Origin of the sequence: Cognatishimia sp. F0-27 (assembly GCF_020667845.1) — a bacterium.
Lineage (GTDB): Bacteria > Pseudomonadota > Alphaproteobacteria > Rhodobacterales > Rhodobacteraceae > JAFMPQ01.
On record NZ_JAFMPQ010000012.1, the window covers coordinates 90,682 to 116,998 of the forward strand.

General features: G+C 65.4%; 23 protein-coding genes and 1 tRNA gene. 16 read left to right on the top strand and 8 right to left on the bottom strand.

Annotated features, from left to right (window positions below; genetic code table 11):
* Nucleotides 1-50: 50 nt before the first annotated feature.
* The 4 genes from J1C49_RS08665 to J1C49_RS08680 are packed head-to-tail and all read left to right on the top strand — an operon-like array spanning nt 51 to nt 3,705.
* Nucleotides 51-878, top strand: a complete 828-nt coding sequence (locus tag J1C49_RS08665; protein WP_227445421.1) for an ABC transporter ATP-binding protein — start codon at nt 51-53, stop codon at nt 876-878.
* Nucleotides 879-886: 8 nt separating this feature from the next.
* Nucleotides 887-1,321: a hypothetical protein gene (locus J1C49_RS08670; RefSeq protein ID WP_227445422.1), complete on the top strand. Its 435-nt coding sequence runs from the start codon at nt 887-889 to the stop codon at nt 1,319-1,321.
* 3 nt (nt 1,322-1,324) lie between these two features.
* A complete protein-coding gene (locus tag J1C49_RS08675) occupies nt 1,325-2,335 on the top strand; it encodes a branched-chain amino acid ABC transporter permease (protein WP_227445423.1) in 1,011 nt (336 codons plus the stop codon).
* Nucleotides 2,332-3,705, top strand: a complete 1,374-nt coding sequence (locus J1C49_RS08680; RefSeq protein WP_227445424.1) for a branched-chain amino acid ABC transporter permease — start codon at nt 2,332-2,334, stop codon at nt 3,703-3,705. The genes J1C49_RS08675 and J1C49_RS08680 overlap by 4 nt, the downstream gene beginning before the upstream one ends.
* Before the next feature lie 356 nt (nt 3,706-4,061).
* Here J1C49_RS08680 and J1C49_RS08685 read toward each other — a convergent pair whose 3' ends face one another.
* A complete protein-coding gene (locus tag J1C49_RS08685; protein ID WP_255670634.1) occupies nt 4,062-4,685 on the bottom strand; it encodes a helix-turn-helix domain-containing protein in 624 nt (207 codons plus the stop codon).
* 66 nt (nt 4,686-4,751) lie between these two features.
* Here J1C49_RS08685 and J1C49_RS08690 point away from each other — a divergent pair, with 66 nt between their 5' ends.
* The 4 genes from J1C49_RS08690 to J1C49_RS08705 all read left to right on the top strand — a co-directional run bounded on the left by J1C49_RS08690 (nt 4,752) and on the right by J1C49_RS08705 (nt 9,517).
* Entirely contained in the window at nt 4,752-6,281 is a 1,530-nt protein-coding gene (locus J1C49_RS08690; protein WP_227445425.1) for a class I adenylate-forming enzyme family protein, read from the top strand.
* Nucleotides 6,282-6,574: 293 nt separating this feature from the next.
* Nucleotides 6,575-7,216, top strand: a complete 642-nt coding sequence (locus J1C49_RS08695; protein ID WP_227445426.1) for a DsbA family oxidoreductase — start codon at nt 6,575-6,577, stop codon at nt 7,214-7,216.
* 267 nt (nt 7,217-7,483) lie between these two features.
* Nucleotides 7,484-8,695, top strand: a complete 1,212-nt coding sequence (locus J1C49_RS08700; RefSeq protein ID WP_227445427.1) for a multidrug effflux MFS transporter — start codon at nt 7,484-7,486, stop codon at nt 8,693-8,695.
* 201 nt (nt 8,696-8,896) lie between these two features.
* The gene (locus J1C49_RS08705) at nt 8,897-9,517 is read left to right on the top strand and encodes a YitT family protein (protein ID WP_227445428.1); all 621 of its coding nucleotides are present in this window, start codon (nt 8,897-8,899) and stop codon (nt 9,515-9,517) included.
* Nucleotides 9,518-9,615: 98 nt separating this feature from the next.
* Here the strand turns inward: J1C49_RS08705 and J1C49_RS08710 are convergent, their stop codons facing one another.
* From J1C49_RS08710 to pdxH, 6 genes are all read right to left on the bottom strand, one after another.
* A complete protein-coding gene (locus tag J1C49_RS08710) occupies nt 9,616-9,858 on the bottom strand; it encodes a hypothetical protein (RefSeq protein WP_227445429.1) in 243 nt (80 codons plus the stop codon).
* A gap of 593 nt (nt 9,859-10,451) precedes the next feature.
* Entirely contained in the window at nt 10,452-14,123 is a 3,672-nt protein-coding gene (locus J1C49_RS08715) for a vitamin B12-dependent ribonucleotide reductase (protein WP_227445430.1), read from the bottom strand.
* 805 nt (nt 14,124-14,928) lie between these two features.
* Nucleotides 14,929-15,005 (bottom strand) — tRNA-Pro (locus J1C49_RS08720).
* Between the two features lie 116 nt (nt 15,006-15,121).
* Nucleotides 15,122-15,646 carry a DUF192 domain-containing protein gene (locus tag J1C49_RS08725; RefSeq protein WP_227445431.1) on the bottom strand — a complete coding sequence of 175 codons (525 nt, stop codon included), beginning with the start codon at nt 15,644-15,646 and terminating at the stop codon, nt 15,122-15,124.
* On the bottom strand, nt 15,616-16,149 hold the full coding sequence (locus J1C49_RS08730) for a cold shock domain-containing protein (protein WP_227445432.1): 534 nt from the start codon (nt 16,147-16,149) through the stop codon (nt 15,616-15,618). The genes J1C49_RS08725 and J1C49_RS08730 overlap by 31 nt, the downstream gene beginning before the upstream one ends.
* A 150-nt stretch (nt 16,150-16,299) precedes the next feature.
* Nucleotides 16,300-16,905 carry a pyridoxamine 5'-phosphate oxidase gene (gene pdxH / locus J1C49_RS08735; RefSeq protein ID WP_227445433.1) on the bottom strand — a complete coding sequence of 202 codons (606 nt, stop codon included), beginning with the start codon at nt 16,903-16,905 and terminating at the stop codon, nt 16,300-16,302.
* Nucleotides 16,906-17,026: 121 nt separating this feature from the next.
* On the opposite strand from pdxH, the gene fabI reads away from it, so the two are divergent.
* The 7 genes from fabI (at nt 17,027) to trpE (ending at nt 24,323) form a co-directional block, all read left to right on the top strand.
* Nucleotides 17,027-17,833 (top strand): enoyl-ACP reductase FabI, encoded by an 807-nt coding sequence (gene fabI, locus J1C49_RS08740; protein ID WP_227445434.1) that lies wholly within the window; start codon nt 17,027-17,029, stop codon nt 17,831-17,833.
* Between the two features lie 6 nt (nt 17,834-17,839).
* Nucleotides 17,840-18,442 (top strand): LysE family translocator, encoded by a 603-nt coding sequence (locus tag J1C49_RS08745; protein ID WP_227445435.1) that lies wholly within the window; start codon nt 17,840-17,842, stop codon nt 18,440-18,442.
* On the top strand, nt 18,439-19,050 hold the full coding sequence (locus J1C49_RS08750) for a LysE family translocator (RefSeq protein WP_227445436.1): 612 nt from the start codon (nt 18,439-18,441) through the stop codon (nt 19,048-19,050). The genes J1C49_RS08745 and J1C49_RS08750 overlap by 4 nt, the downstream gene beginning before the upstream one ends.
* Before the next feature lie 13 nt (nt 19,051-19,063).
* The gene (gene gpt / locus J1C49_RS08755; RefSeq protein ID WP_227445437.1) at nt 19,064-19,570 is read left to right on the top strand and encodes a xanthine phosphoribosyltransferase; all 507 of its coding nucleotides are present in this window, start codon (nt 19,064-19,066) and stop codon (nt 19,568-19,570) included.
* A gap of 151 nt (nt 19,571-19,721) precedes the next feature.
* A complete protein-coding gene (locus tag J1C49_RS08760) occupies nt 19,722-20,921 on the top strand; it encodes an aminotransferase (protein WP_227445438.1) in 1,200 nt (399 codons plus the stop codon).
* A 29-nt stretch (nt 20,922-20,950) separates the two neighbouring features.
* Nucleotides 20,951-22,798 (top strand): peptidylprolyl isomerase, encoded by a 1,848-nt coding sequence (locus J1C49_RS08765; RefSeq protein ID WP_227445439.1) that lies wholly within the window; start codon nt 20,951-20,953, stop codon nt 22,796-22,798.
* A gap of 10 nt (nt 22,799-22,808) precedes the next feature.
* Nucleotides 22,809-24,323, top strand: a complete 1,515-nt coding sequence (trpE, locus tag J1C49_RS08770) for an anthranilate synthase component I (RefSeq protein ID WP_227445440.1) — start codon at nt 22,809-22,811, stop codon at nt 24,321-24,323.
* A gap of 305 nt (nt 24,324-24,628) precedes the next feature.
* Here the strand turns inward: trpE and J1C49_RS08775 are convergent, their stop codons facing one another.
* Nucleotides 24,629-25,039 carry a SufE family protein gene (locus tag J1C49_RS08775; protein WP_227445441.1) on the bottom strand — a complete coding sequence of 137 codons (411 nt, stop codon included), beginning with the start codon at nt 25,037-25,039 and terminating at the stop codon, nt 24,629-24,631.
* Nucleotides 25,040-25,286: 247 nt separating this feature from the next.
* On the opposite strand from J1C49_RS08775, the gene J1C49_RS08780 reads away from it, so the two are divergent.
* Entirely contained in the window at nt 25,287-25,790 is a 504-nt protein-coding gene (locus tag J1C49_RS08780) for a hypothetical protein (protein WP_227445442.1), read from the top strand.
* Nucleotides 25,791-26,317: the final 527 nt, after the last annotated feature.

The following is a 26,317-nucleotide window of genomic DNA, read 5'->3' on the forward strand; positions in this document are numbered from 1 at the left end:
GCCGCATGGGTTTGCCGGCGCGGGCGGCTTGCGATCCGGGAGGCTGTGTGATGAGCGGTGATCCCTACCAGACGACGCGCGGTCAGCGCGATCGCTCCATAGGCAATCCCGACGGCATGGGAGATGCTGCCAAGTACCGCCCCGAGGGCGCGGCGAAGGCCGCTCCGGGCGGGCCGTTCCTGATCGGCGAGGCGATAACGGGCGGCTATGGCAAGGGGGCCGACATCCTGCATCGCTGCACCATCGCGGTCGAGAAAGGCGAGATCGCGGTCATCGTCGGCCCGAACGGGGCCGGAAAATCCACCGCGATGAAGGCCGTGTTTGGCATGCTGGATTTGCGCGAAGGCGCGGTCCGGCTCGACGGGGCCGACATCACCGCGCTGAGCCCGCAGGCGCGGGTGCGGGCGGGCATGGGGTTCGTGCCGCAGGTGGCCAATATTTTCACCTCCATGAGCGTGGAGGAAAATCTCGAGATGGGGGCTTTCATCCGGGAGGACGATTATCGCGACACCATGGAACAGGTGTTCGACCTGTTCCCGATCCTGCGCGAGAAACGGCGCCAGGCGGCGGGCGAGCTTTCCGGCGGTCAGCGCCAGCAGGTGGCCGTGGGCCGCGCGCTGATGACCCAGCCCAAGGTGCTGATGCTCGACGAGCCGACCGCCGGGGTCTCGCCCATCGTGATGGACGAGCTGTTCGACCGGATCATCGAGGTGGCCCGCACCGGCATTTCGATCCTGATGGTGGAGCAGAACGCGCGGCAGGCGTTGGAGATTGCCGACAAGGGCTACGTGCTTGTGCAGGGGCGCAACGCGCATACCGGCACCGGCAAGGCGCTTTTGGCCGATGATGACGTGCGGCGGAGCTTTCTGGGCGGATGAAGGCGCGGGTGGCAAAAGGCAGATGGGGTATTTGGACCAAGAAGAAACAGGGCGATGGGCGCCTTGCCGGTCTTGGTTCGGGTATGTGGGTGTGGATCGCGGCGGCGCTCTGGGCCACGCTCTGGACCGGCATGGCGGGCGCGCAGGAGCGGTGGTCCTGCGATCTGGAGGGCGAGGTTCTGACCTTTGGCTTCGATCGCGGCGATCTGTTTCCCGGCATCGAGGGCGAGCCGCCAAGACGGGTGCTGGGCGATGCGGAATTCCGGCGCGGGATCTTCCGGCCGGAGCCGTTCGTGATGCCCGACGGCACGGTCGGGTTTCACGAGGACGCGGGCGCCGTGGGTCAGAGGATGCTGGTGATCGCGCCGGACGGGGCTGCGCGCTACAGCGACACCGGGCCGGGCGAGACGTTGACGGGCCGCTGCGTGCGGATGGGGAGCTAGGGAATGGATCTGTTGAACGCCTTTGTGGCGCTGGCGAATTTTGTGCTGGTCCCGGCGATTGCCTATGGCAGTCAGCTGGCGCTTGGCGCGCTCGGGGTCACGCTGATCTATGGCATCCTGCGGTTTTCGAACTTTGCCCATGGCGACACGATGGCATTCGGGACCATGGTGGTGATCCTTGTGACATGGCTGTTCCAGTCCTGGGGGATCTCGTTGGGGCCGTTGCCGACCGCGTTGCTGGCCATTCCCTTCGGGATAGCGGCCACGGCGGCGCTGGTGCTCGGGACGGACCGGGCGGTCTACCGGTTTTATCGCGCGCAGAAGGCCAAACCGGTGATCCTTGTCATCGTCTCCATCGGGGTGATGTTCATCTATAACGGGCTGACCCGGGTGATCCTTGGCCCCGACGACCAGCGTTTTGCCGATGGCGAGCGGTTCATCATCTCCGCACGGGAGTTCCGCAACCTGACGGGGTTGGAGGAAGGGCTGGCGATCCGCACCACGCAGGGCATCACGGTTGTGACGGCGGTGATTGTCGTGGCGGTGCTGTTCTGGTTTCTGAACCGGACCCGCACCGGCAAATCCATGCGGGCCTATTCCGACAACGAGGATCTGGCGCTTTTGTCGGGCATCAACCCGGAGCGGGTCGAGCGGGTCACATGGCTCATTGTGGCGGCGCTCGTGACCATTGCGGGGGTGCTCTACGGGCTGGACAAATCCTACAAGCCATTTACCTATTTCCAGCTGCTGCTGCCGATCTTTGCCGCCGCCATCGTGGGCGGGCTGGGCAACCCGCTGGGTGCGATCCTCGGCGGGTTCGTGATCGCGTTCTCCGAGGTCGGGATCACCTATGCGTGGAAGAAGGTGCTGGGCCATGCGCTGCCCGAGAGCCTTGAGCCGGATGGGCTCGTGCAGCTGATGTCCACCGATTACAAATTTGCCGTCAGCTTCGTGATCCTCGTGATCGTGCTGCTGTTCAAGCCGACGGGTCTGACAAAAGGGAAATCGGTATGAGCGGGAACCGGGTCGATACGGCGGGGGCAAGCCCTGCGCGCACGGCGGCAATGTTTGCGCTGGTTTTGGTGCTGATCGTCGGAACGGGTCTGGTGCAGTCGTGGAACTCTGCGCTGATCATTCTCAACATGGGGCTGATCTCGGCGGTGATGGCGCTGGGCGTGAACCTGCAATGGGGGATCGCGGGGCTCTTCAACGTGGGCGTGATGGGCTTCGTGGCGCTGGGCGGACTAGCCGTCGTGCTGATGGGCATGCCGCCGGTGGGCGAGACATGGGCCGCGGGCGGCGCGCGGGTGCTGGGCGGCCTGTCGGTGGGCGCGGCGGTGATCGTGGGCGCTGTGATGGTCTGGAACCGCGGGCCGAAACGCTGGCGCGGCTGGATGACCTTTGGGCTTCTGGTGGTCGGGTTCGTGGTGTTCCGGGCGGTCTATGACGCGGGCGTTGAGGCGATTGAATCGATCAACCCGGCGTCCACCGGCTATCTCGGCGGGCTGAATTTCGGCGGCTCGCCGCGCACCGAGGACGGTCTGCCGTTGGCGGATCTGTTTGTGCTGCTGGCCTGGCCCGCGGGCGGGTTGCTGGCGGCGGGGGCAGCGTGGATCATCGGCAAGACGGCGCTCGGCCTGCGCTCGGATTACCTTGCGATTGCCACGCTGGGGATCGCGGAGATCGTGATTGCCGTGCTCAAAAACGAGGACTGGCTGACGCGCGGCGTCAAGAACGTGACCGGCCTGCCCCGCCCGGTGCCCTACGAGGTGACCTTGCAGCAGGACCCCGGGTTCATCGAGCGCGCGGCGGGCTGGGGCACGGATGTGACGACGGCGTCGACGATCACCGTGAAGCTCGGCTACTCGTTGCTCTTTGCTTCGGTGCTGATCGTGCTCCTGATCCTCGCGCAATTGGCGCTGAACTCGCCCTGGGGGCGCATGATGCGCGCGATCCGCGACAACGAGACCTCGGCGCGGGCCATGGGCAAGGACGTCAAGGCGCGGCATCTGCAGGTGTTCATCCTTGGCTCCGCGATCTGTGGCATCGCCGGGGCGATGATGACGACGCTGGACGGCCAGTTGACACCGTCGAGCTACCAGCCGCTGCGCTTCACCTTCCTCGTTTGGGTGATGGTGATCGTCGGCGGGTCGGGCAACAATCTTGGCGCCGTGCTGGGCGGCTTCGTGATCTGGTTCCTCTGGGTGCAGGTCGATCCGATGGCGCAATGGCTGGTCGGGGCTGTGACCTCCGGCATGGCCGAAGACAGCGCGCTCGCCGCCCACCTCACCAACAGCGCGCAGCATCTCAAGCTTCTGACCATGGGCGTGATCCTGCTGGTTGTCTTGCGCTTCTCGCCGCGCGGGTTGCTGCCCGAACGCTGATCCGTCTTCGCTTCGGAGCCGCCCGTCGCCTGCCCCCGACCGGACGGGCAGTGGGACGGGCCGCAAGCAGAATTGCCGAGGGACCCGCCTGGGCGGGGAAACCCGCCCGACGCGGGATACGGCCATTGTGCTTGCGGCACGGCACGCAGCCTGTCAGGGCATCAGGGGCAGTTGACGGCGCGCCGGGGACGCGAAGACGAGACTTCGCTTTGGTGAGTCCCCGAGCCCTGCGACAGCCGGTCACAATCGCAAAGGCACGATCAGACGCACTGGCGGGACGCGCGGCACGCGCGCTCCCGTGCCGGAGCGGCAGCCGCCGCAGCCTCCCGCTTCCCGAAACGCCAGCACCGCCGCGCTCAGGCGAGCGACGTCACCCAGAGGATGGTCGCGTCGTCGTCGGACACGGACACGACGTTATGGCCCATCGTCGCATCGTAATAGGCGCTGTCGCCGCGCCGCATCTCGATGGGCTCGTAAAACTCCGTGTAAAGCCGCACGATCCCTGTCAGCACGTAGAGGAACTCTTCCCCGTCATGGCGCACCCAGCCATCGAACTCCTCCAGCGAGCGGGCGCGGACCCGTGCGCGATAGGGCAGCATCTTCTTCTTGGTCAAAGTCTCGGCCAGAAGGTCATGCTCGTAGGTGGTGGTCGCGTGATGCTGACCGCTCTCTGCGCGCGTGACCGCCAGACGCCCGTTGACCTTTTCCGCCTGCGGCGGCGTAAAGAGCTGCGGAATGGAGATTTCCAGCCCGGTGGCCAGTTTCTTGAGCGCCTCGTAGGTGGGCGACATCTGTCCGTTCTCGATCTTGGACAGGGTTGAGCGTGCCAGACCGGCTTGCCGCGCGGCCTGTTCCAGCGTGAGGTCACGGGCCTTGCGCAGGTCGCGCACGCGCCCGCCCAGATCGAGCGGTTCCGCCTCGGTGGCGGCGTCGCCGTTTTCCCGCGCGATACGGATCAGGGATTTGGGATCTTTGGCCATGATCGCGGTCTTAGGGGGTGATGGCGCCCCTTGCAAGACGCGCGCGCTGCGGCCAAACACGGGCGCATGACAGCCTCGATCCCAGACTCCCTCCACGACAACGGGGGCTACCCGCCCCCACCGGCCCCGTTCAACATGGCCGAACACGTGCTTGCCGCCGGACAGGCGACCCCGGACAAGATCGCCCTGGCGGTTGTCCGGCCCACCGGCGCGCAGCGCTGGTCTTATGCGCGGCTGACACAGGCGGTGCGCGGCACCGCCACGGGATTGATCGAAGCGGGGCTGACACCGGGCGACATCGTGCTGATGCGGCTCGGCAACACGGTGGATTTCCCGATCGCCTATCTCGGCGCGCTGGCCGCGGGACTGGTGCCGGTGCCAACCTCCTCCCAGCTGACGGCGCCCGAAGTGGCGGTCATGATCGACGAGCTTGGCCCGGCGGCGATCCTGCGTGGCGACGGCGTTGCCTGCCCGCCAGCCCCTTGCCCGGTCATCAACGCGGCCACGTTCGAATCCTGGCACGACCTGCCTGCCGCGCCGTGGCATCGCGGCGATCCAGAGCGGCTGGGCTATATCGTCTACACCTCCGGAACCTCGGGACGGCCGCGCCCGGTCGCCCATGCGCATCGCGCGATCTGGGCGCGCCGGATGATGTTGGACGGCTGGTACGATCTGCGCGCGGAAGACCGCGTGCTGCATGCGGGCGCCTTCAACTGGACCTACACGCTCGGGACCGGGCTGATGGATCCGTGGACAATCGGAGCGACGGCGCTGATCCCGGCGGCGGGCACCGATCCTGCGCAGCTTGGCCTGTTGATCAAACGGTTCGAGGCAACGATCTTTGCCGCAGCGCCGGGCGTGTTCCGGCAGATCCTGAAATATCCGTTGTTCGCCTTGCCCAAGCTGCGCCACAGCCTTGCCGCCGGGGAGAAGCTGTCCGAACAGATCCGGGGCCGCTGGGCCGAAGCAACCGGCGGCGGAGTGATCTGCGAAGCTTACGGGCTGTCGGAATGCTCGACCTTCATCTCCGCCCCGCCAGGACGTCAGGCCGCGCCCGGCTGCCTCGGCTGGCCGCAGGACGGACGTCGCGTCGCGCTTCTGGACGAGAATGGCCACCCTGTGCCGCGCGGCGCGGCCGGGGTCATCGCGGTGCATCGCAGCGATCCGGGCCTGATGCTGGGATATCACAAGGCGCCGGAGGAAACCGCGGCGCGCTTTGCCGGGGACTGGTTCGTGACCGGAGACCGGGCGGTGATGCGCCCGGATGGCCAGATCGCCTATGACGGGCGCGGTGACGACATGATGAATGCGGGCGGCTACCGGGTGTCGCCGCTGGAGGTCGAAGCGGCGCTGTCCACGCTGGAGGGGGTCGACGAGGTCGCCGTGGCGGAGATCGGCATCAAGGATGACGTCTCGGTCATTGTGGCGTTTTACGTGTCGGAGGCTTCGCAGGACGAGACGGCGCTTGCTGCGCAGGCCGCCGACCGGCTGGCGCGATACAAATGCCCGCGCGCCTGGGTGCGGGTCGAGGCGCTGCCGCGCAATCCCAATGGCAAGCTCCTGCGCAAGGGGTTGCGCGCGCTTTACGCCGGCTGAGGCCGCGCGCGGGCGTCGGGGGGCGTTTGCCCGGCGCGGATGGCGTGCGCTTCGGGCCGGGCGGGCGGCGCGCGCTCTGCTTTGCGCATCAGTCTGTGGTCACCCATGCCCATGCGCCCCGCCATCGGTGCGGACGGGCGCGCCGCGGGGCGCTCGGCGTGCCGCTTTGGTGTCATGCGGCGCGAGGTTGAGGCGCGAGACTGCGGCGCGTTGCCCGATCACGCGGATGTCGGGTCGCCAACGCTCGCCATCCCGGCATCATGCTGTTAAAGACGCGACAGAAAGGACACCGTATGATCCAGCTTGATATCTTCTCCGACCCGATTTGCCCGTGGTGCTATATCGGGAAGGCTCACCTCGACAAGGCCTTGAAGGCGCACGGGGAAAACCCCTTTCGCATCCGCTGGCTGCCTTTCATGCTGAACCCGGATATGCCCGCCGCAGGCATGGATCGGCGCGAGTATCTCGAACGCAAGTTCGGCGGCAAGGAGGGCGCGGTGTCCGCTTATCTGCCGGTGTCTCAGCACGCGGAATCCGCCGGGCTGGAGATCAATCTCGAAGCCATCCAGCGGACGCCACAGACGATTGATGCGCATCGCCTGATCCATTGGGCCGAGCTTGAGCAATGCCAGACGCAGGTGGTCGATGCGCTGTTCCGGGCCTATTTTGTCGAGGGCCGCGATATTGGCGATGTGGAAGTCCTGGCGGATCTGGCCGACAGCGCCGGGCTCGATGCGGCGGTGGTGCAGCGTCTGTTTGCCTCCGATCAGGATCGGCGCGAGATCGTCGAACGCGACGCCGCGGCGCGCGGCATGGGGGTCACGGCGGTGCCAACCTTCGTGGTGGCGGGCAAACACGCGGTGCCCGGCGCACAGCCGCCCGATCTCTGGGCCAAGGTCATCGCGGAGCTGAGCGCAGGCGCCGAGGTGCTCTGACGAGAGCCTGCGTGGCTCGGAGCGGCTCCCGCCCTCTCCACCGGATCCTCCGCAGGGCTGCCTGCGGCACAAGGCCGGGTGGCCCCGGCGGGCCACGGCCTGTCTGCCGCCGCGCGACACCTGGGGGCTTTCGCGCCGCCATGCCTGCCCGGCCGTGATCCCGGACCCCAAGCGCCCTACGCCGCACGCACACGCACAGGAAAACCCCACTGTTCCGGCACAATGTCCGGTGGTAACGCTTTGGGATTGAACACACAGGATTCCCTTATGCCCTTTCCCGGTCGCACAGAATTCATCGCCATGATCGCGATGTTGGTGGCCACGGTCGCGCTCAGCATTGACGGGATGTTGCCTGCCTTGCCCGAGATCGCCGCCGATCTCACGCCCGAGGACATCAACCGCGCGCAGCTGGTGGTGACAAGCTTTGTGCTTGGCATGGGGGTCGGGACGCTGTTCACGGGCCCGCTTTCGGACCGCTACGGGCGCAAGCCTGTCGTTCTGGCCGGATCCGCGATCTACGTCATCGGCACCGTGCTTGCGGTGCTGTCCTGGTCGCTCGAAGCACTGCTGGCCGCGCGGGTGCTGCAAGGGCTGGGCGCGGCAGGCCCGCGTGTCGTCGCCATTGCCATCGTGCGCGACCGTTACGAGGGGCGCGGCATGGCGCGCATCCTGTCCTTCATCATGATCGTTTTCACCACGGTGCCAGCCTTGGCGCCGGCCATGGGGGCGCTTGTGCTGACCGTCGCGGATTGGCATGCGATTTTCTGGGTCTTTCTGGTGTTTTCGCTGCTGTCGAGCCTGTGGCTGGCGCGCAGATTGCCGGAAACCCTCGCGCCCGAGGACCGCCGGCCGTTAAACGCGGCAGCGTTGCGTGCCGCCATTGCCGAGATGCTCAGACACCCCGTCGTTCGCCTGAGCATCGCGGTGCAAGGCCTTGGATTCGGGACGCTTTTTGCAATGATCTCCTCTGTTCAGCAGATCTTTTCGGAGACCTTCGGAAAGGCGGAGAGCTTCCCCTTCTGGTTTGGCGTCATCGCCGTTTGCGCAGCCTCCTCAAGCCTGCTCAACGCGGCTTTGGTGGTGCGCTTCGGCATGCGCCGGATGGTGACCGGCATGTTGATCGCCCAGCTGTGTTTCAGCGGTGCCATGGCGGTGGTTCTGGTGGGCGGCATTGGCGGGCCCGCGCTGTTCGCGCTCTTCCTGTTCTGGCAGTTCACGGTGTTCTTTCAGGCCGGGATGACGATCGGCAATCTCAACGCCATCGCGATGGAGCCCATGGGCCATATCGCGGGCATGGCGGCCTCGATCATCGGCTCCTTTGCCACCGTGATCGCGGTGTTTTTTGCCGCGCCGGTCGGGTTGATGTTCGATGGCACACCGTTGCCGCTGGCCTTGGCGATTCTCCTGTTCTCCGCGCTCAGCGTGCTTCTGATGATGCAGATGAAACAGGCCGAACTGGCCCTGGATGGCCCGGCCTGAGCGGGACGAATAGGTGTCGGAGCCTTTCCGCCGGGCCGGTCCTTTGGTGCGCCCCGTCACCGCCCCGTCACTGCTCGGGCGCTGCGGCAAAAGTCTGGTCTTGGTGCCATGTGCTCAATCCCTGTGCAGCGGTGGCGCGCCGCGACGCCCGCGCGCGCATTCCCGGTTGACATCGCGCATAAAGGTCATAATTGCTGACGTATGTTGTTGCTCGATACCCCTCCCGCCGACCGTCACAGCGCCAGCGAAGACATTCAAGGCATCCTGATTGGCGCGACACTGGTTGCCGTCTCAATCCAGTTCCTGCGCGCCGCAGACCTGTTTACCGGCCAGATCGCCGGTCTTGCCCTGATCATCAGCTACCCGTCCGGATGGTCTTTCGGCGCGCTTTTCTTCGTGCTCAACCTGCCCTTCTACCTGCTGGCGATCCGCCAGATGGGCTGGACCTTCACGCTCAAGAGCTTTGCGGCGGTGACGGTGATGTCCAGCATGGCCGATGCCTTGCCGCTGGTGTTGACGGTGGAGCCGCTGCACCCGGCGGTCGGGGCTGCGCTCTTCGGGGTCTGTGCGGGCGTGGGTTTGCTGTCGCTCTTCCGTCACGGCGCGACGCTGGGCGGTGTGGGGATCGTGGCGCTCTGGCTTCAGGATCGGCGCGGCATCAAGGCCGGCAACACGCAGCTGGCCTTTGACCTGTGCGTCTTCGCTGCGGCGCTTGCACTGTTTGACTGGCGCGTGGTGGCGTGGTCGCTCCTTGGCGCGGTAATCCTGAATGCCATCATCACGATCAACCACCGGCGCGACCGCTATATCGCGCGCTCCTGATCCCGCCTGCCGCGTCCGGACCCGGCCAGTCCCCTTGTGGCCCATGCGGATCGATACGGGCGCCCCGCCCACTGCCAGGCTGGCGGGGCGCCTTGGCATCAGGCGCCGGGGATCACCCCCGCATCCTGCGCCGCTGCCAACTCTTCGGCGCTGAGCATGGCGTCACCATCGGTATCGGCCTGCATGAAGGCATCGGATGTCACATCCGGATGCACCGCCTGCAGCTCCTCAAGCGTCACCATGCCGTCCCCATCGCCATCCAGCGCTGTCTGTGCCATGGCAATGGCCGGTGCGGCCACAAGGCCGATCAGCGCGTAGAACGTGGTTGTCCAAGCAGTCATTGTCTGTCCTCCGTGAGTGGTTGTTCAAGACACCGTCAGACCGTGCCGCAACGCTGCCTATGCGGGAACAGACTTGTCCAATATCTCGCAAAACGGGCGCCGTCTCGCCGGAATCGGGCCCCGACATGGGACAAGCTCCGCTCACCCAAACCACCAAGACGCCGTCCGGCAGAGCTTTGCCGTGCCCGGCCGGTCAAACGGGCGGAAACCGGCCACCACGCCCGCGCGGATCACCTCCGCCCCAAAGGCCGACCCACGCACCGCCCTGAACGCCGCCCCGAACGCCAACACGCACCCGGCCCGCCCCCACGCCAGGTCTTCTTTGGGCTGGAAATATCCCGGGGGTCTGGGGGCAGCGCCCCCAGCCGGTGCCCCAGTGCGCCAACCGGTCGCCAAACGCTTGGCCACGGTCCCTGCCTCGATTCCAAAAAAAAGGGCCCCGAAGGGGCCCTTGTAGAGGTTCGCTGACAAGGCTCGTGATTATACCGCCCGTTTGTTTTCTGCCTGCGGCCTTGTCCTCGTCAGGGGGCGGCTCACCGCCCCCGGAACCAAACCCTGTGGACAGGCGCCGCTTGGCGCCTGTCCGATCCGGATCAGCTACAGCCGGACGTGCCGCCGCAGGTGTTGCACTTCATGCAGGTGCCGTTGCGCACCAGCGTGTAGTTCCCGCACTCGCCGCAGGGATCGCCCTCATAGCCTTGCATGCGCGCCTTGGTGCGCTCATCCATCGACAGGGTCCCGCTGGAGACCGCCACCGTGGACGTGGTCGCGGTCATGCTCAGACCGCCGCCCGTTTCCGGCACCAGCGTGCTCAGTGACGCCGCCGGATCGGTTCCCGTCGCCTGCATGCCGCCCCCCTGCAGCACCACCAGTTCCTGCGGCAGACGCTTGCGCAAATAGCCGGTCGAGCTGATCTGCTTGAGCACTTCGAGCGATTTGCTTGCTGCGCTCTCGGAGAGCTCCTTGACGTTGCTCACGCCCTCTTCCTCGCCGCGCCCGAGATCGTCGAAGCTTGCGCCTTCGGGTTTCACATGGGCAAGGTCGGTGCGGTCGAGATAGGACACCGCCAGCTCGCGGAAGATATAGTCGAGGATCGAGGTGGCGTTCTTGATGCTGTCATTGCCCTGCACCATGCCCGCGGGCTCGAACTTGGTGAAGGTGAAGGCATCGACAAACTCCTCCAGCGGCACGCCGTATTGCAGGCCAACCGACACGGCGATGGCGAAATTGTTCATCATCGCGCGGAAGCCGGCCCCTTCCTTGTGCATGTCGATGAAGATCTCACCGAGATTGCCATCCTCGTATTCGCCGGTGCGCAGATAGACCTTGTGCCCGCCAACGATCGCTTTTTGGGTGTAACCCTTGCGGCGCTCGGGCATCTTGGCGCGGGCCTGCGCGCGCTCGACCTCCTTGACCACGATTTTCTCGACGATCTTTTCGGCCAGAACGGTGGCCTTGTCATGCGGTGAGCCGCTCTCGAGAGTCTCCAGCGCCTCGTCGTCGTCCTCCACCAGCGCGGCGGCCAGCGGCTGGCTCAGCTTGGAGCCGTCGCGGTAGAGCGCATTGGCCTTGGTGCCGAGCGACCAGCTCAGCTCATAGGCTTTCAGGCAATCCTCGATGGTGGCATCGTTGGGCATGTTGATCGTCTTGGAGATCGCGCCCGAGATGAAGCTCTGCGCGGCGGCCATCATGTGGATGTGGCTCTCGACGCTGAGGAACCGCTTGCCTTTCTTGCCGCAGGGGTTGGCGCAATCGAAGACGCTGTAATGCTCTTCCTTGAGGAAAGGCGCGCCTTCCAGCGTCATCGTCCCGCAGACATGGTCGTTTGCGGCGTCGATATCGGCCTTAGAGAAGCCCAGATGCTTGAGCAGGTCAAAGGTCGGATCGGCCAGCTTGGCCGCAGGGATGCCAAGCACATCGCGGCAGAATTCTTCGCCCAGCGTCCACTGGTTGAAGACAAAGCGGATGTCGAAGGCGGTGGCCAGAGCGGCCTCGACCTTCTCGATCTGCGCCGGGCCGAAGCCGTGGCCGATCAGGGCCGTGTGGTTGATGCCGGGCGCGTTGCCAAGAGTGCCATGACCCACCGCGTAGGAGACGATCTCCTCGATCTGGGCCGAACCGTAGCCCAGCTTCTCCAGCGCGGCCGGCACGGAGCGGTTGATGATCTTGAAGTAACCGCCGCCCGCGAGCTTCTTGAACTTCACCAGCGCAAAGTCGGGCTCGATGCCGGTGGTGTCGCAATCCATCACGAGGCCGATCGTGCCGGTGGGCGCGATCACGGATGTCTGGGCGTTGCGGTAGCCGTGCTTCTCACCAAGGCGCAGCGCATCGTCCCAGGACTTCATCGCCAGTTCCACCAGCTCCGCATCCGGGCATCCGGCGTGGTCGAGCGGCACCGGCTTGACGGCCAGGTCCTCATATCCCTCGCTGGCGCCATAGGCGGCGTTGCGGTGGTTGCGGATGACCCGCAGCATATGGTCGGCATTGCGCTCGTAGCCGGAGAACGCGCCCAGCTCGGAGGCGATCTCGGCGGAGGTGGCATAAGAGGTGCCGGTCATGATCGCGGTCAGCGCGCCGCACAGCGCGCGGCCCTCGGTGCTGTCATAGCCATAGCCCATGTTCATCAGCAGACCGCCGATATTGGCATAGCCAAGGCCGAGGGTGCGGAAGTCATAGGAAAGCTGCGCGATTTCCTTGGACGGGAACTGCGCCATGGTGACGGAGATTTCCAGCGTCAGGGTCCAGAGCCGCGTGGCATGCACATAGGTCTCTGCGTCGAACTTGCCGTCCTTGAGGAAGGTCAGCAGGTTCATCGAGGCCAGGTTACAGGCCGTATCATCGAGGAACATGTATTCCGAGCACGGGTTCGAGCCGCGGATCTGACCGTCTTCGGGGCAGGTGTGCCACGCGTTCACGGTATCGTGGAACTGGATGCCCGGATCGGCGCAGGCCCAGGCGGCGTGGCCGACATTTTCCCACAGGTCGCGCGCCTTGACGGTCTTGGCCACCGAGCCGTCGGTGCGGCGGATCAGCTCCCAGTCCTTGTCTTCGCGGACCGCCTTCAGGAAGGCATCCGTGACCCGGATCGAGTTGTTGGAGTTCTGGCCCGACACCGAGGCGTAGGCTTCGCTGTCCCAATCGGTGTCATAGGTCGGGAATTCGATCGAGGCGTAGCCCTGCTTGGCGTAGTCGAGCACCCGCTTCACATAGGTCTCGGGGATCATCACGCGCTTGGCATCGCGGATCGCCGATTTCAGGGCCGGGTTGGCCTTGGGGTCGACCGCGCCCTCTTCGGAGCCGTCAAAGCTGCGGATGGCTTCGAAGATCGCGTTCAGCATCTTCTCGTGCATCTTGGATCCGGCCACGATGGACGCAACCTTCTGCTCCTCGATTACCTTCCAGTTGATGAACTCCTCGATGTCGGGGTGATCGACGTCACAGATGACCATCTTGGCGGCGCGGCGCGTGGTGCCGCCGGACTTGATCGCACCGGCGGCGCGGTCGCCGATCTTGAGGAAGCCCATCAGGCCGGAGGACTTGCCGCCGCCCGACAGCGGCTCGTTGGCCGCGCGCAGGGAGGAGAAGTTGGTGCCGGTGCCGGAGCCGTATTTGAACAGGCGCGCCTCGCGGACCCAGAGATCCATTATGCCACCATCCTGCACCAGATCGTCGGAGACGGACTGGATGAAGCAGGCATGCGGCTGGGGGTGTTCATAGGCGGAGGTCGAGCGGGTCAGCTTGCCGGATTTGTAATCGACATAGTAGTGGCCCTGCCCCGGACCGTCGATGCCGTAGGCCCAGTGCAGACCGGTGTTGAACCATTGCGGCGAGTTCGGCGCGGCGGTCTGGGTGGCCAGCATGTGGCGCATTTCGTCATAATAGGCGCGCGCGTCTTCTTCGGTGGTGAAGTAGCCACCCTTCCAGCCCCAGTATGCCCAGGCGCCGGCGAGACGGTCGAAGACCTGCTTGGCGGAGGTCTCGCCGGTGCGCGGTGTGTCCTTCTTGGCCGGCACGGAGCGCCAGAGGAATTCCGGCACGCCCTTTTCGGCAACCTTCTTGAGCGCGGTCGGCACGCCCGCCTTGCGGAAATACTTCTGGGCGATCACGTCCGAGGCGACCTGGCTCCACTTGGCCGGCACTTCGAGCGCGTCCAGCTTGAAGACGGTGGTGCCATCCGGATTGCGGATCTCCGAAGTGGTGGTGAGAAACTCAACACCTTCGTAAGCATCCTGCCCTGCGGTGGTGTATTTTCTTTCGATCTTCATCCCCGTCGCCCTTTTCCAAGCGTTGCTTTGCCTGCATGCGGCGGTCTGCGGCGCGGAGACACGACTTCCGTGGCGCCGCAAGGTGACCCTGCGGCGATATCCATGGTCCGCCCGAACGCGATGCAGGCGGTGTCTCTTCTCGCTTTGCCGAACCGCCACTACATTTAGTGGTGTCCCTTTCGACAAGCCACAAACTGAAGCGCAGAGGCGGTTCGGTCAACGGCATTTTTTACATATTTTGTGTTGACGCGGGACAGAGCGACAAGCGCGGTTTGGCGAGGTGATTCATACCCGGATTCCTCCGCAGGAAATTCACGCCGAAGATCGGGATTTTTGACGGTTATCGACAGGGTTATCCACAGGTGTTGATCTTTGCTGTGAAGATTCACCCTTTGTTAGGATTCGTAAACACACACCACATCTTGTGGCCAGATCTCCACGTCATACCGATTAGCGGTGGCGTGAGACAGAGAATCGCCCCGCCTGCGCGCGACACGCCGCCGGTGCATTGCGTAGCAGTGATGACGGCGAACACGGGAATAAGCAGACCGGTTCTATGGCATCTCCCGCCCTTTGGCGGAGAGCCGGTTCCGAGCGGCGTTAAGGGCGATGGAGCGCGGACATCGGGCTGGCCCAATGGTGGGCGCCGGGCACCACGGCGCGGGCCGCTCCGGCACGCCGGCACGCACCGGCGCGGTTGCCTTGGTGCGGGTTCTGACGACAGGGCAACGAGGCCGGGCGCCTGACCCGGAAGCATTCCGCCCCTTGAATCGGCCCGGCACGCCGCATCGCATTTTCTTGAAAGTGGTCGGGGCGGCAGGATTCGAACCTACGACCCCCTGTACCCAAAACAGGTGCGCTACCAGACTGCGCCACGCCCCGACACGGAGCCGTTTAGCGCCGCACGCCGCGCTTGAAAAGAGCAAATCCGGCCTTTGGACGAAGTTGTTTGCCGCAGCCGGGTCGCAGCGGATGAGGCCGGGTGGCCCCCTGCCCGATCAGTCGCAGGGCCAGGCAGCGTCTGAGATGGCCGGGTGATGCATTTCCGCCCCGACACCGATCCCCATGTCTTCGGCCAGACCGCCGTTGATCTCCAGCACATACTGGATGCCGTCATGCTGACCGGGAAGCGGGGTCTCATCGCCCGGAATCGCCTCGGGATGGATGTGACGCACCACACCGGCGGCATCGGCATACAGAATGTCGAGCGGGATCAGCGTATTCTTCATCCAGAACGCGACGCTGCGCGGGCTGGGGTAGACAAAGAGCATCCCCTTGGACGCCGGCATGCTCTCGACAAACATCAGCCCTTGCGCGCGCGCCTCTGGATCGTCGGCCACATCGACCGAAAAGCGCGCCGTGCCAAATGCCCCGCGCAACCAGATCGTGCTGTCGCTACAGGAGATGGATGCCGCCACCGGGCGCGGTGCTGAAAAACTGGTGACAACAAAGAGCCCAAGCAGCGCCGCTCCCATTGCGGCACTGATGCCGGTCAGGACGGTTTTTCGATCACGGATTCCCATGCACTTACCTCCATGGCCATACGCCCGCGCTTGCCATCGATGGCGCGGATCGCGAGCGCCTCGCCCGGTTGCAGATCCGACAAGCCGGAACGGCGCAGCACTTCGATATGGATGAAGACATCTTCCGACTTGCCAAAAACATTTGCAAAGCCGAATCCCTTGGATTTGTCGAACCATTTGACGCGGGCAGGCTCGACCGGGGCGGCGGCGATTTCCGCGGGGTCGATCTCTTCGAAATCCGACAGGCCCGTGCCGGCCTGATCGCGCGGCGGATCGATCTTGAGAACTTCGGTCGCCTGGCTGCCGCGCTCGGTCTGCTGCACATGGATTGTCACGCGCGCGCCGTCGGCGATGGAGCTCTGGCCGAAATTGCGCAGGACATTGGCGTGCAGCAGGATGTCCGGTCCGCCTTCATCGGCGACCACGAAGCCGAAGCCCTTGACCTGGTCAAACCATTTCAGCGTCCCATCGACGCGGACGGGCTGTGTCGTGTCTCTCGTCACACCATTACTTCCGGTTACCAACGCTCTCCCGCCCCGGCGCGGGTTTGCACAACCACAATGCCCTTTTCCCGTCAAACGGGTAAGGTTTTTTTGTGCCAACGCGGGATTCGAGCGCGATTCTGCCATTTCCCTGCGCCTACATGCTGAATTTTAGGGATTCAAGCGGGAGATCGTCCAAGGCGCGTCAACCGTGGGTCGTTCCCACCGGAAGCGGTCATGCAACCTAAAGGCGCCATCCGCCCAAAACTCGATCTCGAGAGGCCAGATGCGATAGCCGCCCCAGAATGGCGGCCGGGCGGGGTTCGTGCCCTTGCTTGCGGTGACCTTTGCGACCTCCGCCATCAGCGCCGCGCGCGAGGAGAGCGGCCGCGATTGCGCCGAGGCCCAGGCCCCGAGACGGCTCTTGAGCGAGCGCGAAGCATAGTAGGCGTCTGCCTTGGGGCCGTCTTCCTTTTCCACCAGCCCGCGCACGCGGATCTGCCGGTGCAGCGATTTCCAGTGCAGGACAAACGCGGCCTTGCCGGCTTGGTCGATCTCCTGCGCCTTGCGGCTTTCGTAATTGGTGTAGAACACGAAGGCATCAGGCTCGATTTCCTTGAGCAGCACCATGCGCACGTTCGGCAACCTGTTCGAATCGACCGTCGAGAGGGCGATGGCATTGGGGTCGTTGACTTCGCTGGCCTCGGCCTCGCTGAGCCAGCGTTGCGCCAGTGCAAACGGATCGTCGCCTTCAAAAATTCCGTCGCGATCACTCATGGTCCTGTTTCCTCATCTTGCCGCGTTGCCCGATCACCGGTGCCTCGGGTTCCTAATGTCTTGATGAAGCAAGGGCGATACCCTAAGCACGCTGCATCGAAGAATGGGCGGAGTGGCACCGATGTCAAACGAATTGATGGCTGGCAAGCGTGGTCTGATCATGGGGCTTGCCAATGACAAGTCCATCGCATGGGGCATCGCGAAGGCCTGCGCCGATGCGGGCGCGGAGCTGGCGTTTTCCTATCAGGGCGACGCGTTGCTCAAGCGCGTCAAGCCGTTGGCCGCGCAGCTCGGGTCCGACATCGTGCTGCCCTGTGACGTGGGCGATGAAGGGTCGATCGATGCGCTGTTTGCGCAATTGCAGGAGCGGTGGGACCGGCTCGATTTCGTCGTGCATGCGATCGGATTTTCCGACAAGTCAGAACTGCGTGGACGCTATGTCGACACCAGCCGCGCCAATTTCACCATGACGATGGACATCTCCGTCTACAGCTTCACCGCCGTCATGCAACGCGCGGAAAAGATGATGACGCAAGGCGGCTCCGCGCTGACCCTGACCTATTACGGTGCCGAGCGGATCATGCCGCACTACAACGTGATGGGCGTGGCCAAGGCGGCGCTGGAAAGCTCGGTACGCTATCTGGCGGAAGATCTTGGCAAGGACGGCATCCGCGTCAACGCGATCTCCGCCGGGCCGATCAAGACGCTGGCCGCCTCCGGCATCGGCGATTTCCGCTACATCATGAAGTGGAACGAATACAACTCCCCGCTGCGCCGCAACGTGACCACCGAGGATGTGGGCAAATCGGCGCTGTATCTGCTCAGCGATCTCGGCTCCGGCGTGACCGGTGAGACGCATCACGTGGATGCGGGCTACCACGTGGTCGGCATGAAGGCGGTGGATGCGCCGGACATGTCCAAGGACTGACCGGCGATGGAGTGGACCCATATCCTGGCGTTCAACCTGACGCTGCTGGCGGCCATGGCGGCCCCCGGCCCCGCGCTGCTTTTTGCGCTGCGTCAGAGCATCTCCGGCGGGTTTCGCGCGGGTCTTGCGACCGGGGCCGGTCTCGCCTGCGCTGCGGCGGGCTGGACGGCGGCGGCGCTGCTTGGGCTCGATGTGGTCTTTGCGCTGTTTCCCTGGGCCTTCGTCCTGGTGCGGGTGGGCGGCGCGCTTTACCTGATCTGGGTGGCGGTGCAACTCTGGCGGGATGCGGCGCAGCCGGTGGCCGACAGCGCCCAACCGGGGCGGCGCGCTTTTGTCGGCGGTTTGCTCGTGAACCTGTCCAACCCCAAATCGGTGCTCTTTGCCGCCTCGGTGCTTGTCGTGATCTTTCCTCCCGGGTTGAGCGCGATCGAAACGCTGGCAATCGTGCTCAATCATTTGCTGGTGGAACTCACTGTCTATGCCGTCTTTGCCGCGGCGCTTGCGACGCCTGCGGCGCGGTCCGGATACCTGCGCCTGAAGCCCGGCATCGACCGGGCGGCCGCGGTGATCCTCGGGGCATTGGGTCTGCGGCTGCTGGCGGGCCGATGACGCTTGCGGCTTTTGTCTCGGTCGCGCTGGTGCATCTGGTCGCGGCCATGAGCCCCGGGCCCAGCTTCGTGGTCTGTGTGCGCCTTGCGGTGACCGACGGGTTCGGCAGCGCCGCCGCCCTTGCGCTCGGCTTCGGGCTCGGGGCGGTGCTGTGGGCCAGTGCCGCGATGGCCGGGTTGACGCTGCTCTTCGAACTGGTGCCCGCGCTCTTTCTGGCCATCAAGATCATCGGCGCGGCGTTCCTGCTCTACATCGCCGCGATGATGTGGCGCCATGCGACCGCGCCCCTTCCGGCTGCCGGTTCCGACAGGCCGAAGACGCCCCTGGCCGCGATGCGGCTGGGCTTTGCCACCTTTGCCAGCAATCCCAAAACCGCCGTGTTCTTCGGCGCGGTCTTCGCCGGGTTGCTGCCGCAGGACGCGTCGCTTCTCGACCGCGGCGCGGTGTTGCTGATCGTCTTTGCCAATGAAACCCTGTGGTATCTGTTGGTTGCCCGTGTCTTTTCCCACCCGCGTGCCCGATCCGTCTATGGCCGGATCAAGGCCACGCTTGATCGCGTGTTCGGAACGCTGATCGCCCTGTTCGGCGTCAAGATCGCCCTGTCCTGAAGGAGTTCGCCCCATGACCGACCGTCTCCCCCATGAAAAAGGCTTTCATGTCAGCTGGGACCAGCTGCACCGCGATGCCCGCGCACTGGCGTGGCGGCTGCAAGGGGAGCTGCCCGAGGGCGAAACCTGGCGCGCGGTTGTGGCCATCACCCGCGGCGGCATGGCGCCGGCGATGATCGTGGCCCGCGAACTCGATATCCGCACCGTCGATACGATCTCCGTCAAGAGCTACAACCACCAGACCCAGTCCGAGCCCGTGGTGATCAAGTCGCCCGATATGGACGTGGTCGGCGACGGCGCGGGAATCCTCGTGGTGGACGATCTGGTGGATACCGGACGCACCCTCGAAGTGGTGCGCAAACACATGCCCAAGGCCCGTATCGCCACGGTCTACGCCAAGCCGCAGGGCCGTCCCCAGGTCGACACCTTCGTGACCGAGGTCAGCCAGGACACGTGGATCTTCTTCCCGTGGGACATGGCGCTGCAATATGTCAAACCCTATCACGGGTCCGATGACTGACCCCCACGCCTGCCCCTGACCGCCTATCCAGCGCCCGGCTTCTTTGGGCCTCAAATATCCCGGGGGGTGCGGGGGGCTGGCCCCCCGCGACGATGCGCCCGACGCAAGACCGACCCGTGACGACCCAGGACCCAGACCGGAGACATGCCCCATGACCACACGCACGGAAAACACCTTCGCGCCGCCTGTCATGGAGGCGCGGCGCTGGCTGGAGGGGGTCCCGTTCCGCGACGACCGGCCGCTGATCAATGTCAGCCAGGCCGCTCCGGTCGACCCGCCGCCGGCCCCGCTCCGGGCGGCCATGGCCGACGCGCTGGACCTGCCGGAAACACATCTCTACGGGCCCGTGCTGGGCCTGCCGGCCCTGCGCGATGCGCTCGCACGGCATTGGGCGCGGCATTATCACGGCCCTGTGTCACCCGATCAGGTGGCGATCACCTCCGGGTGTAACCAGGCATTTTCCGCCACGATCTCGGCCCTGTGTACCGAAGGCGATGAGGTGATCCTCCCGACGCCCTGGTATTTCAATCACAAGATGTGGCTCGACATGGCCGGGGTCAGCGCGATCCCGCTGCCGACGGGCGGCGACCTGATCCCCGATGCCGAGGCCGCGCGCGCCCTGATCACCCCGCGCACCCGCGCGATCACGCTGGTCACCCCGAACAATCCCGGCGGGGTCGAGTACCCCGCTGCCACGCTTGACGCGTTCATGGCGCTGGCGCGCGAAACCGGTCTGCGTCTGATCGTCGACGAGACCTACCGCGACTTCGACAGCCGCCCGACCCCGCCGCACGGATTGCTGCGCGATCACGCGGGCTGGGACGAGACGCTGATCCAGCTCTACAGCTTTTCCAAAGCCTACCGGCTGACCGGCCACCGGGTCGGGGCGGTGATCGCCGATCGCGGGCTTTTGGCAGAGATCGAGAAATTCCTCGACACCGTCGCCATCTGTCCGCCGCAGCTTGGTCAGCGAGCTGCACTCTGGGGGCTCGAGAATCTCGACCAATGGGTGGCCGGAGAGCGCGCCGAAATCCTCGACCGCCGCGCGGCGATCGAGGCGGCGATGCCCGATCTGGAAGCGCGCGGCTGGCGGCTCTTGGGGCTCGGGGCCTATTTTGCCTATCTCGAGCACCCCTTTGCCGAAAGCGCCGCAGATCTCGCCCCGGACATGGTGCGGGAGATCGGCGTCCTGTGCCTGCCCGGCACGATGTTCTGCCCGCCGGACGACCCCGCCGGCGCCCGGCAATTGCGCATTGCCTTTGCCAATGTGGACCGCGCCGGGATCGCGGCGCTCTTTGCGCGGCTGGCCAGTCTCGAGCGGCCCCTTGCGGGGCCTGCCGCGCGCGTCTAACAAGGGCCGAACCGAGCGGGAGGATACCGATGGCCAAGGCGACAAACTCCATTTCCAAGACCTTTGTCTGGATCTTGCTGGCCCTGTTGATCGTGGGGTTGGCGGGGTTTGGCGCGACCAGCTTCTCCGGCACGGTGCGCAGCGTGGGCTCCGTGGGTGACAGCGAAATCTCCACCACCGATTACGCGCGCACGTTGCAAAATGAAATCAACGCCTTGCAGGCGCAGACCGGTCAGGCGATCTCGTTCCCGCAGGCGCAGGCCATGGGTCTGCCCGACCGGGTCCTGAGCCAGCTTGTGGTGACAGCGGCGCTTGATCACGAGGCTGGCGCATTGGGCATTTCGGTCGGCGACGAAACCCTTGCCAACGATCTTCAGAACATCTCCGCATTCCGTGGCTCCGATGGCAGCTTCAACCGCGAAGCCTACCGCTTTGCGCTGCAGAATGCCGGGCTGAGCGAACGGGAATTCGAAGAGCAGCTGCGCGCCGAATCCGCGGCAACGCTGTTGCAGGGCGCGGTTCTGGCCGGCACCCGCCTGCCCGACACCTATGTGAACACCCTGATCGCCTATGCCAACGAACGGCGCGCCTTCACCTGGGCGGAACTGGCCCAGCCGCTGGTCGATACCGGCCTTGAGGAGCCGACCGATGAGACGCTGACCGCCTGGTACGAGGCCAATCTCGACCGGTTCATGGTGCCCGAGACCAAGGTTCTCACCTATGTCTCCCTCACACCCGACATGATCGTCGACAGCGTCGAGGTGGATGAGGACGCGTTGCGCGCCGCCTATGACGAGCAGGCGGCGGAGTTCAACCAGCCCGAGCGGCGCTTGGTGGAGCGTCTGGTCTATTCCGACGAGGCCAGTGCGGCGGCGGCGCGTGACGCCATCGTTGCGGGCGAGAGCAGTTTTGAAGCGGAGGTCGAGTCCCGCGGCCTGGCCCTTGCCGATACCGATATGGGCGATGTTGCTCGTGAAGATCTCGGGGCAGCGGCGGATGCAGTCTTTGCCGCCGAGGTTGGTGATGTGGTCGGGCCCGCGCCGTCCGATCTGGGGCCGGCCCTCTACCGGGTGAACGGCATTCTTGCGGCGTCGAATGTTAGCTTCGAAGAGGCGCAGCCGATGCTCCGCGACACGCTGGCGCTCGATCGTGCGCGGCGGGTCATCGCGGCGCAGGCGCAGGGGTTCGACGATGAGATGGCCGCGGGTGCCACGCTGGAGGATCTCGCGCGCGAGAGCGATCTGCGCCTCGGGACCATCGAATGGACCCGTCAGAGCAGCGACGGGATTGCGGGCTATGACGCGTTCCGCGCCGCGGCGGCTCAGGTCACGGCGGAGGATTTTCCGCAGGTTGCAGAGCTTGGTGATGGCGGGGTCTTTGCGCTTCGGCTCGAAGAGATCCGCGAACCGGCGCCCCTGCCCTTTGACGAGGCCCGCGCCGATGTGCGCGCCGGGTGGGAGCTGGAACAGCGCGTCGCCGCGTTGGTGGCCGATGCAGAGGCGCTTGCAGCGCGGCTCGATGCGGGCGAGGGTTTCGAGGAGACGGGGCTCACGCCGCTGACCGAAACCGGCCTGACCCGGACCGCCTTTGCCTCGGATCTGCCGCCGGGTGTGCTCGACGCGGTGTTCGCGCTGAGCGAGGGCGAGACCACCGTTCTGCCCGGCGACGGCACGGCGCTGATTGTCCGTCTCGATGCGATTACCCCGGCCGATCTCGATGGCGAAGAGGCCGAAATGCTGGCGCAATCCCTGCGGGACCGGGCCTCGGCCTCGGTGGCGCAGGATCTGTTCCGGGCGTTGGCCACGGATATCCAGACCCGCGCAGGCGTGGAGATCGACCAGGCGGCGATCAACGCCGTGCATGTGAACTTCCAGTAAGGAGAGGTCGATGTCGCTCCTGACACCGCGTTTCGAGGCTTTCGAGACCGGCTTCGACGCCGGCGAGAACCAGGTCGTCTATGCGCGGCTGGCGGCGGATCTCGACACGCCGGTCTCGCTCATGCTGAAGCTCACCGGGGCGGCAAAAGACGCGTTCATGCTCGAATCGGTGACCGGTGGCGAGGTGCGTGGGCGCTATTCCATCATCGGCATGAAACCGGACCTGATCTGGCAATGCCATGGCACCGAGAGCCGGTTGAACCGCATGGCGCGGTTTGATCCGGATGCCTGGGAGGCGCAGGACGGCGATCCGCTCACTGCGCTGCGCGCGTTGATCGCGGAGAGCCGGATCGCTTTGCCCGATGGGCTGCCGCAGGCGGCGGCGGGGCTTTTCGGCTATCTCGGCTATGACATGATCCGGCTGGTGGAGCACCTTCCCGACATCAATCCCGATCCGCTCGGCCTGCCCGATGCGATGCTGCTGCGTCCCTCCGTGGTGGCGGTGCTGGACGGGGTGAAGGGCGAGGTGACGGTGGTCTCGCCGGCATGGGTCCAGCCGGGCCTCTCGGCGCGCGCGGCCTATGCGCAGGCGGCGGAGCGGGTGATGGACGCGGTGCGGGATCTCGAACGCGCCCTGCCCCAGCAGGCCCGCGATCTGGGTGAGGCGCGCGAGGCCGCGCCGCCGGTGTCGAATTTCACCCATGAGGCCTACAAGCAAGCGGTGGAAACCGCCAAAGAGTATATCCGCGCGGGTGATATCTTCCAGGTGGTGCCCTCGCAGCGCTGGACGCAGGATTTCCCACAGCCGCCTTTTGCGCTTTACCGGTCGCTGCGGCGCACGAACCCGTCGCCCTTCATGTTCTATTTCAACTTCGGCGGGTTCCAGGTGATCGGCGCGAGCCCGGAAATCCTTGTGCGGGTGTTCGATCGCGAGGTGACGATCCGCCCGATCGCGGGCACCCGGCCGCGCGGCGCCACGCCGGAGGAAGATCGCGCGCTTGAGGCGGATCTTCTGGCCGATCAGAAAGAGCTTGCCGAGCACCTGATGCTGCTCGACCTGGGCCGCAACGACACCGGCCGGGTGTCACGGATCGGCACGGTGCGCCCGACCGAGGAGTTCATCATCGAGCGCTACAGCCACGTGATGCATATCGTGTCCAACGTCGTGGGAGAGCTCAGCGAGGATCATGACGCCTTGTCCGCGCTGCTGGCAGGCTTGCCGGCGGGCACGGTCTCGGGTGCCCCGAAAGTGCGGGCGATGGAGATCATCGACGAGCTGGAGCCGGAAAAGCGCGGCGTCTATGGTGGCGGCGTCGGCTATTTCAGTGCGGGCGGCGACATGGATATGTGTATCGCGCTGCGCACGGCGATCGTGAAGGACGAAAAGCTCTATATCCAGGCCGGCGGCGGCGTGGTCTATGACAGCGATCCGGAAGCGGAATACCAGGAGACCGTGCACAAATCGAACGCGATCCGGCGCGCGGCGGCGGATGCGGCGCGGTTTACCGGGTCTGGCAACATCTGATCCGCGGGCAATGGGGGCCAGCCCCCGTCGCGGGCAAGCCGCGACTCCCCCGGAGTATTTCGAGACAGAAGAAACCCTGCAACCGCCTTGGGGAGGGCGATGCTGCCTGTTGCGTCTAGCGGTGCCGCTGGCCGGCGGCGTGTCGGACCGCGCTCATCGGGCGGCGCGGGCGGCAGCGGGGCCGCGCGACAGGGATATGGGGACGGGTTGCACGGCCATGAGGGATGGAGCGCCGCTCCCGGCTGTTCTGACCGATGGCGGTCATGTGCGCCGAGGGCCGGCCGCGCCTGAATGGCGCCGGATGCTCAGGCGGCGGCCTTGGCGTCGCTGCGGATCCGTTCGATCATGGCGCGCAAGCCGTTCGAGCGTTGTGCGGAGAGATGTTCGTTGAGCCCGAGACGCCCCATTTCGGCGCGCGCGTCGACCGCGCCGACCTCTGCGGGTGTCAGGCCGTCATAAAGCTTGTGCAGGACGGCGATGAGGCCGCGCACGATCATGGCGTCGCTTTCGCCGCTGAAGTGAAACCGGCCGTCTTCGATCTGTGTATGCAGCCAGACCTGCGAGGCACAGCCTTCGACCTTGGTGGCGGGCACCTTCAGGGCGTCGGGCAGAGGTGCCATGGATTTGCCCATCTCGATCACCATCCGGTAGCGGTCTTCCCACTCCTCGAGAAACTCGAAATCCTCGACGATGTCTTCGAATGCCGCTTGTGCCATCGGACCCTCCAATTGTTGCGCGCCGCGGGGTGCCGTGCTCTGCCCGCCTGCCGAGTGACCCGCCTGCTCTCTCGCTTTGGCGCGGACCCTGCAGGGGATGCATCGGGGCGGTGGCGCGGCGCGCGGCTTCACGCTCCGAGTTAGGGCGCGTGGAGACAAAGGTCCAGCCCTGCCCGACCGGTGCGCGCATGCTTTTCAAACCGGCGCAGATGCGGTAGCCAGTTGGGGACTCAAAAAGGCGCGCGTCATGCTCAAATCCGTTGTCACTCTGGTCGTTGTCGGAAGTCTTGTCGCGGGATGCGCTTCCGTGCGCGACTCGCGTATGAACCCGTTCAACTGGTTCGGGAACAGCCGGTCGGAGCCGGTGGCGCAGGATCCCGATGTGAACCCGTTGATTCCCCAGCGCCGGGCGGGGTTTTTCCAGGCCAGTCGCCCGGAGGCTTACGCGGGCACGATGATCGAGGAAATCTCCGAGTTGCGCGTGGAGCGGCGCCCCGGTGGCGCAATTGTCACGGCGACGGGCATATCGGCCTTGCAGGGGCCGTTTGACGTGCGCCTTGTCCGGGTGGACGACGAGACGACGGAAACGACCCTGACCTATGAGATGCGGCGTTTGCAGCAGCGCGGGCGCGCCGGCAGCCCCTTGTCGCGCAGCGTGACAGCGGCGGTCTGGTTGACCGATAACGAGTTGAACGGGATCAACACGATCCGCGTGAAAGGGACGCAGAACATCCGCAACGTCCGCCGATAGCGGGCTGAGCAGGGGGATCGAGACTGCGATTGGTCGCCGGACATCCGCACCCTGCGCAGTCAGGATGCGGAGGCTCTGATTGGACCTCCGACTGGTCGTCGGGCATCCCAACCTGCGCCGCGCCGGGTCTCTGAAGAGCGGATCGGGTCGCGGATCGGGGGCGGACCACCCGTATCGTGCGCCGATAGGGTGTCATCCATTTGTTTAACGGGGCTTTAAGAGGCGCAACGTGGTGTCGGAGCGGCGGTGGGAAACGCATCGCCGAAGCGCTCCGATGGACGGTCGCGGCGCGCTCCGGGACCGCGATCCGCAAGCCTTTGGGTGGGTGCGCCGCTCTGTGCACTTGAGCATGGCTCCCGGTGGAGCGTCAGTCCCGGCGGGGGATCTGCGGTGACGCCGCCTCACCTTTCCGCGGGCCGCCCGTCTCACTTTCGTCCTGACCCTTCTATATCTCTGATCTGTTATTGATACCCCATCACCGGGCTTGGCGAAGATCGGTGATGGGGTGGTGTTTGGCGTCTGACCCT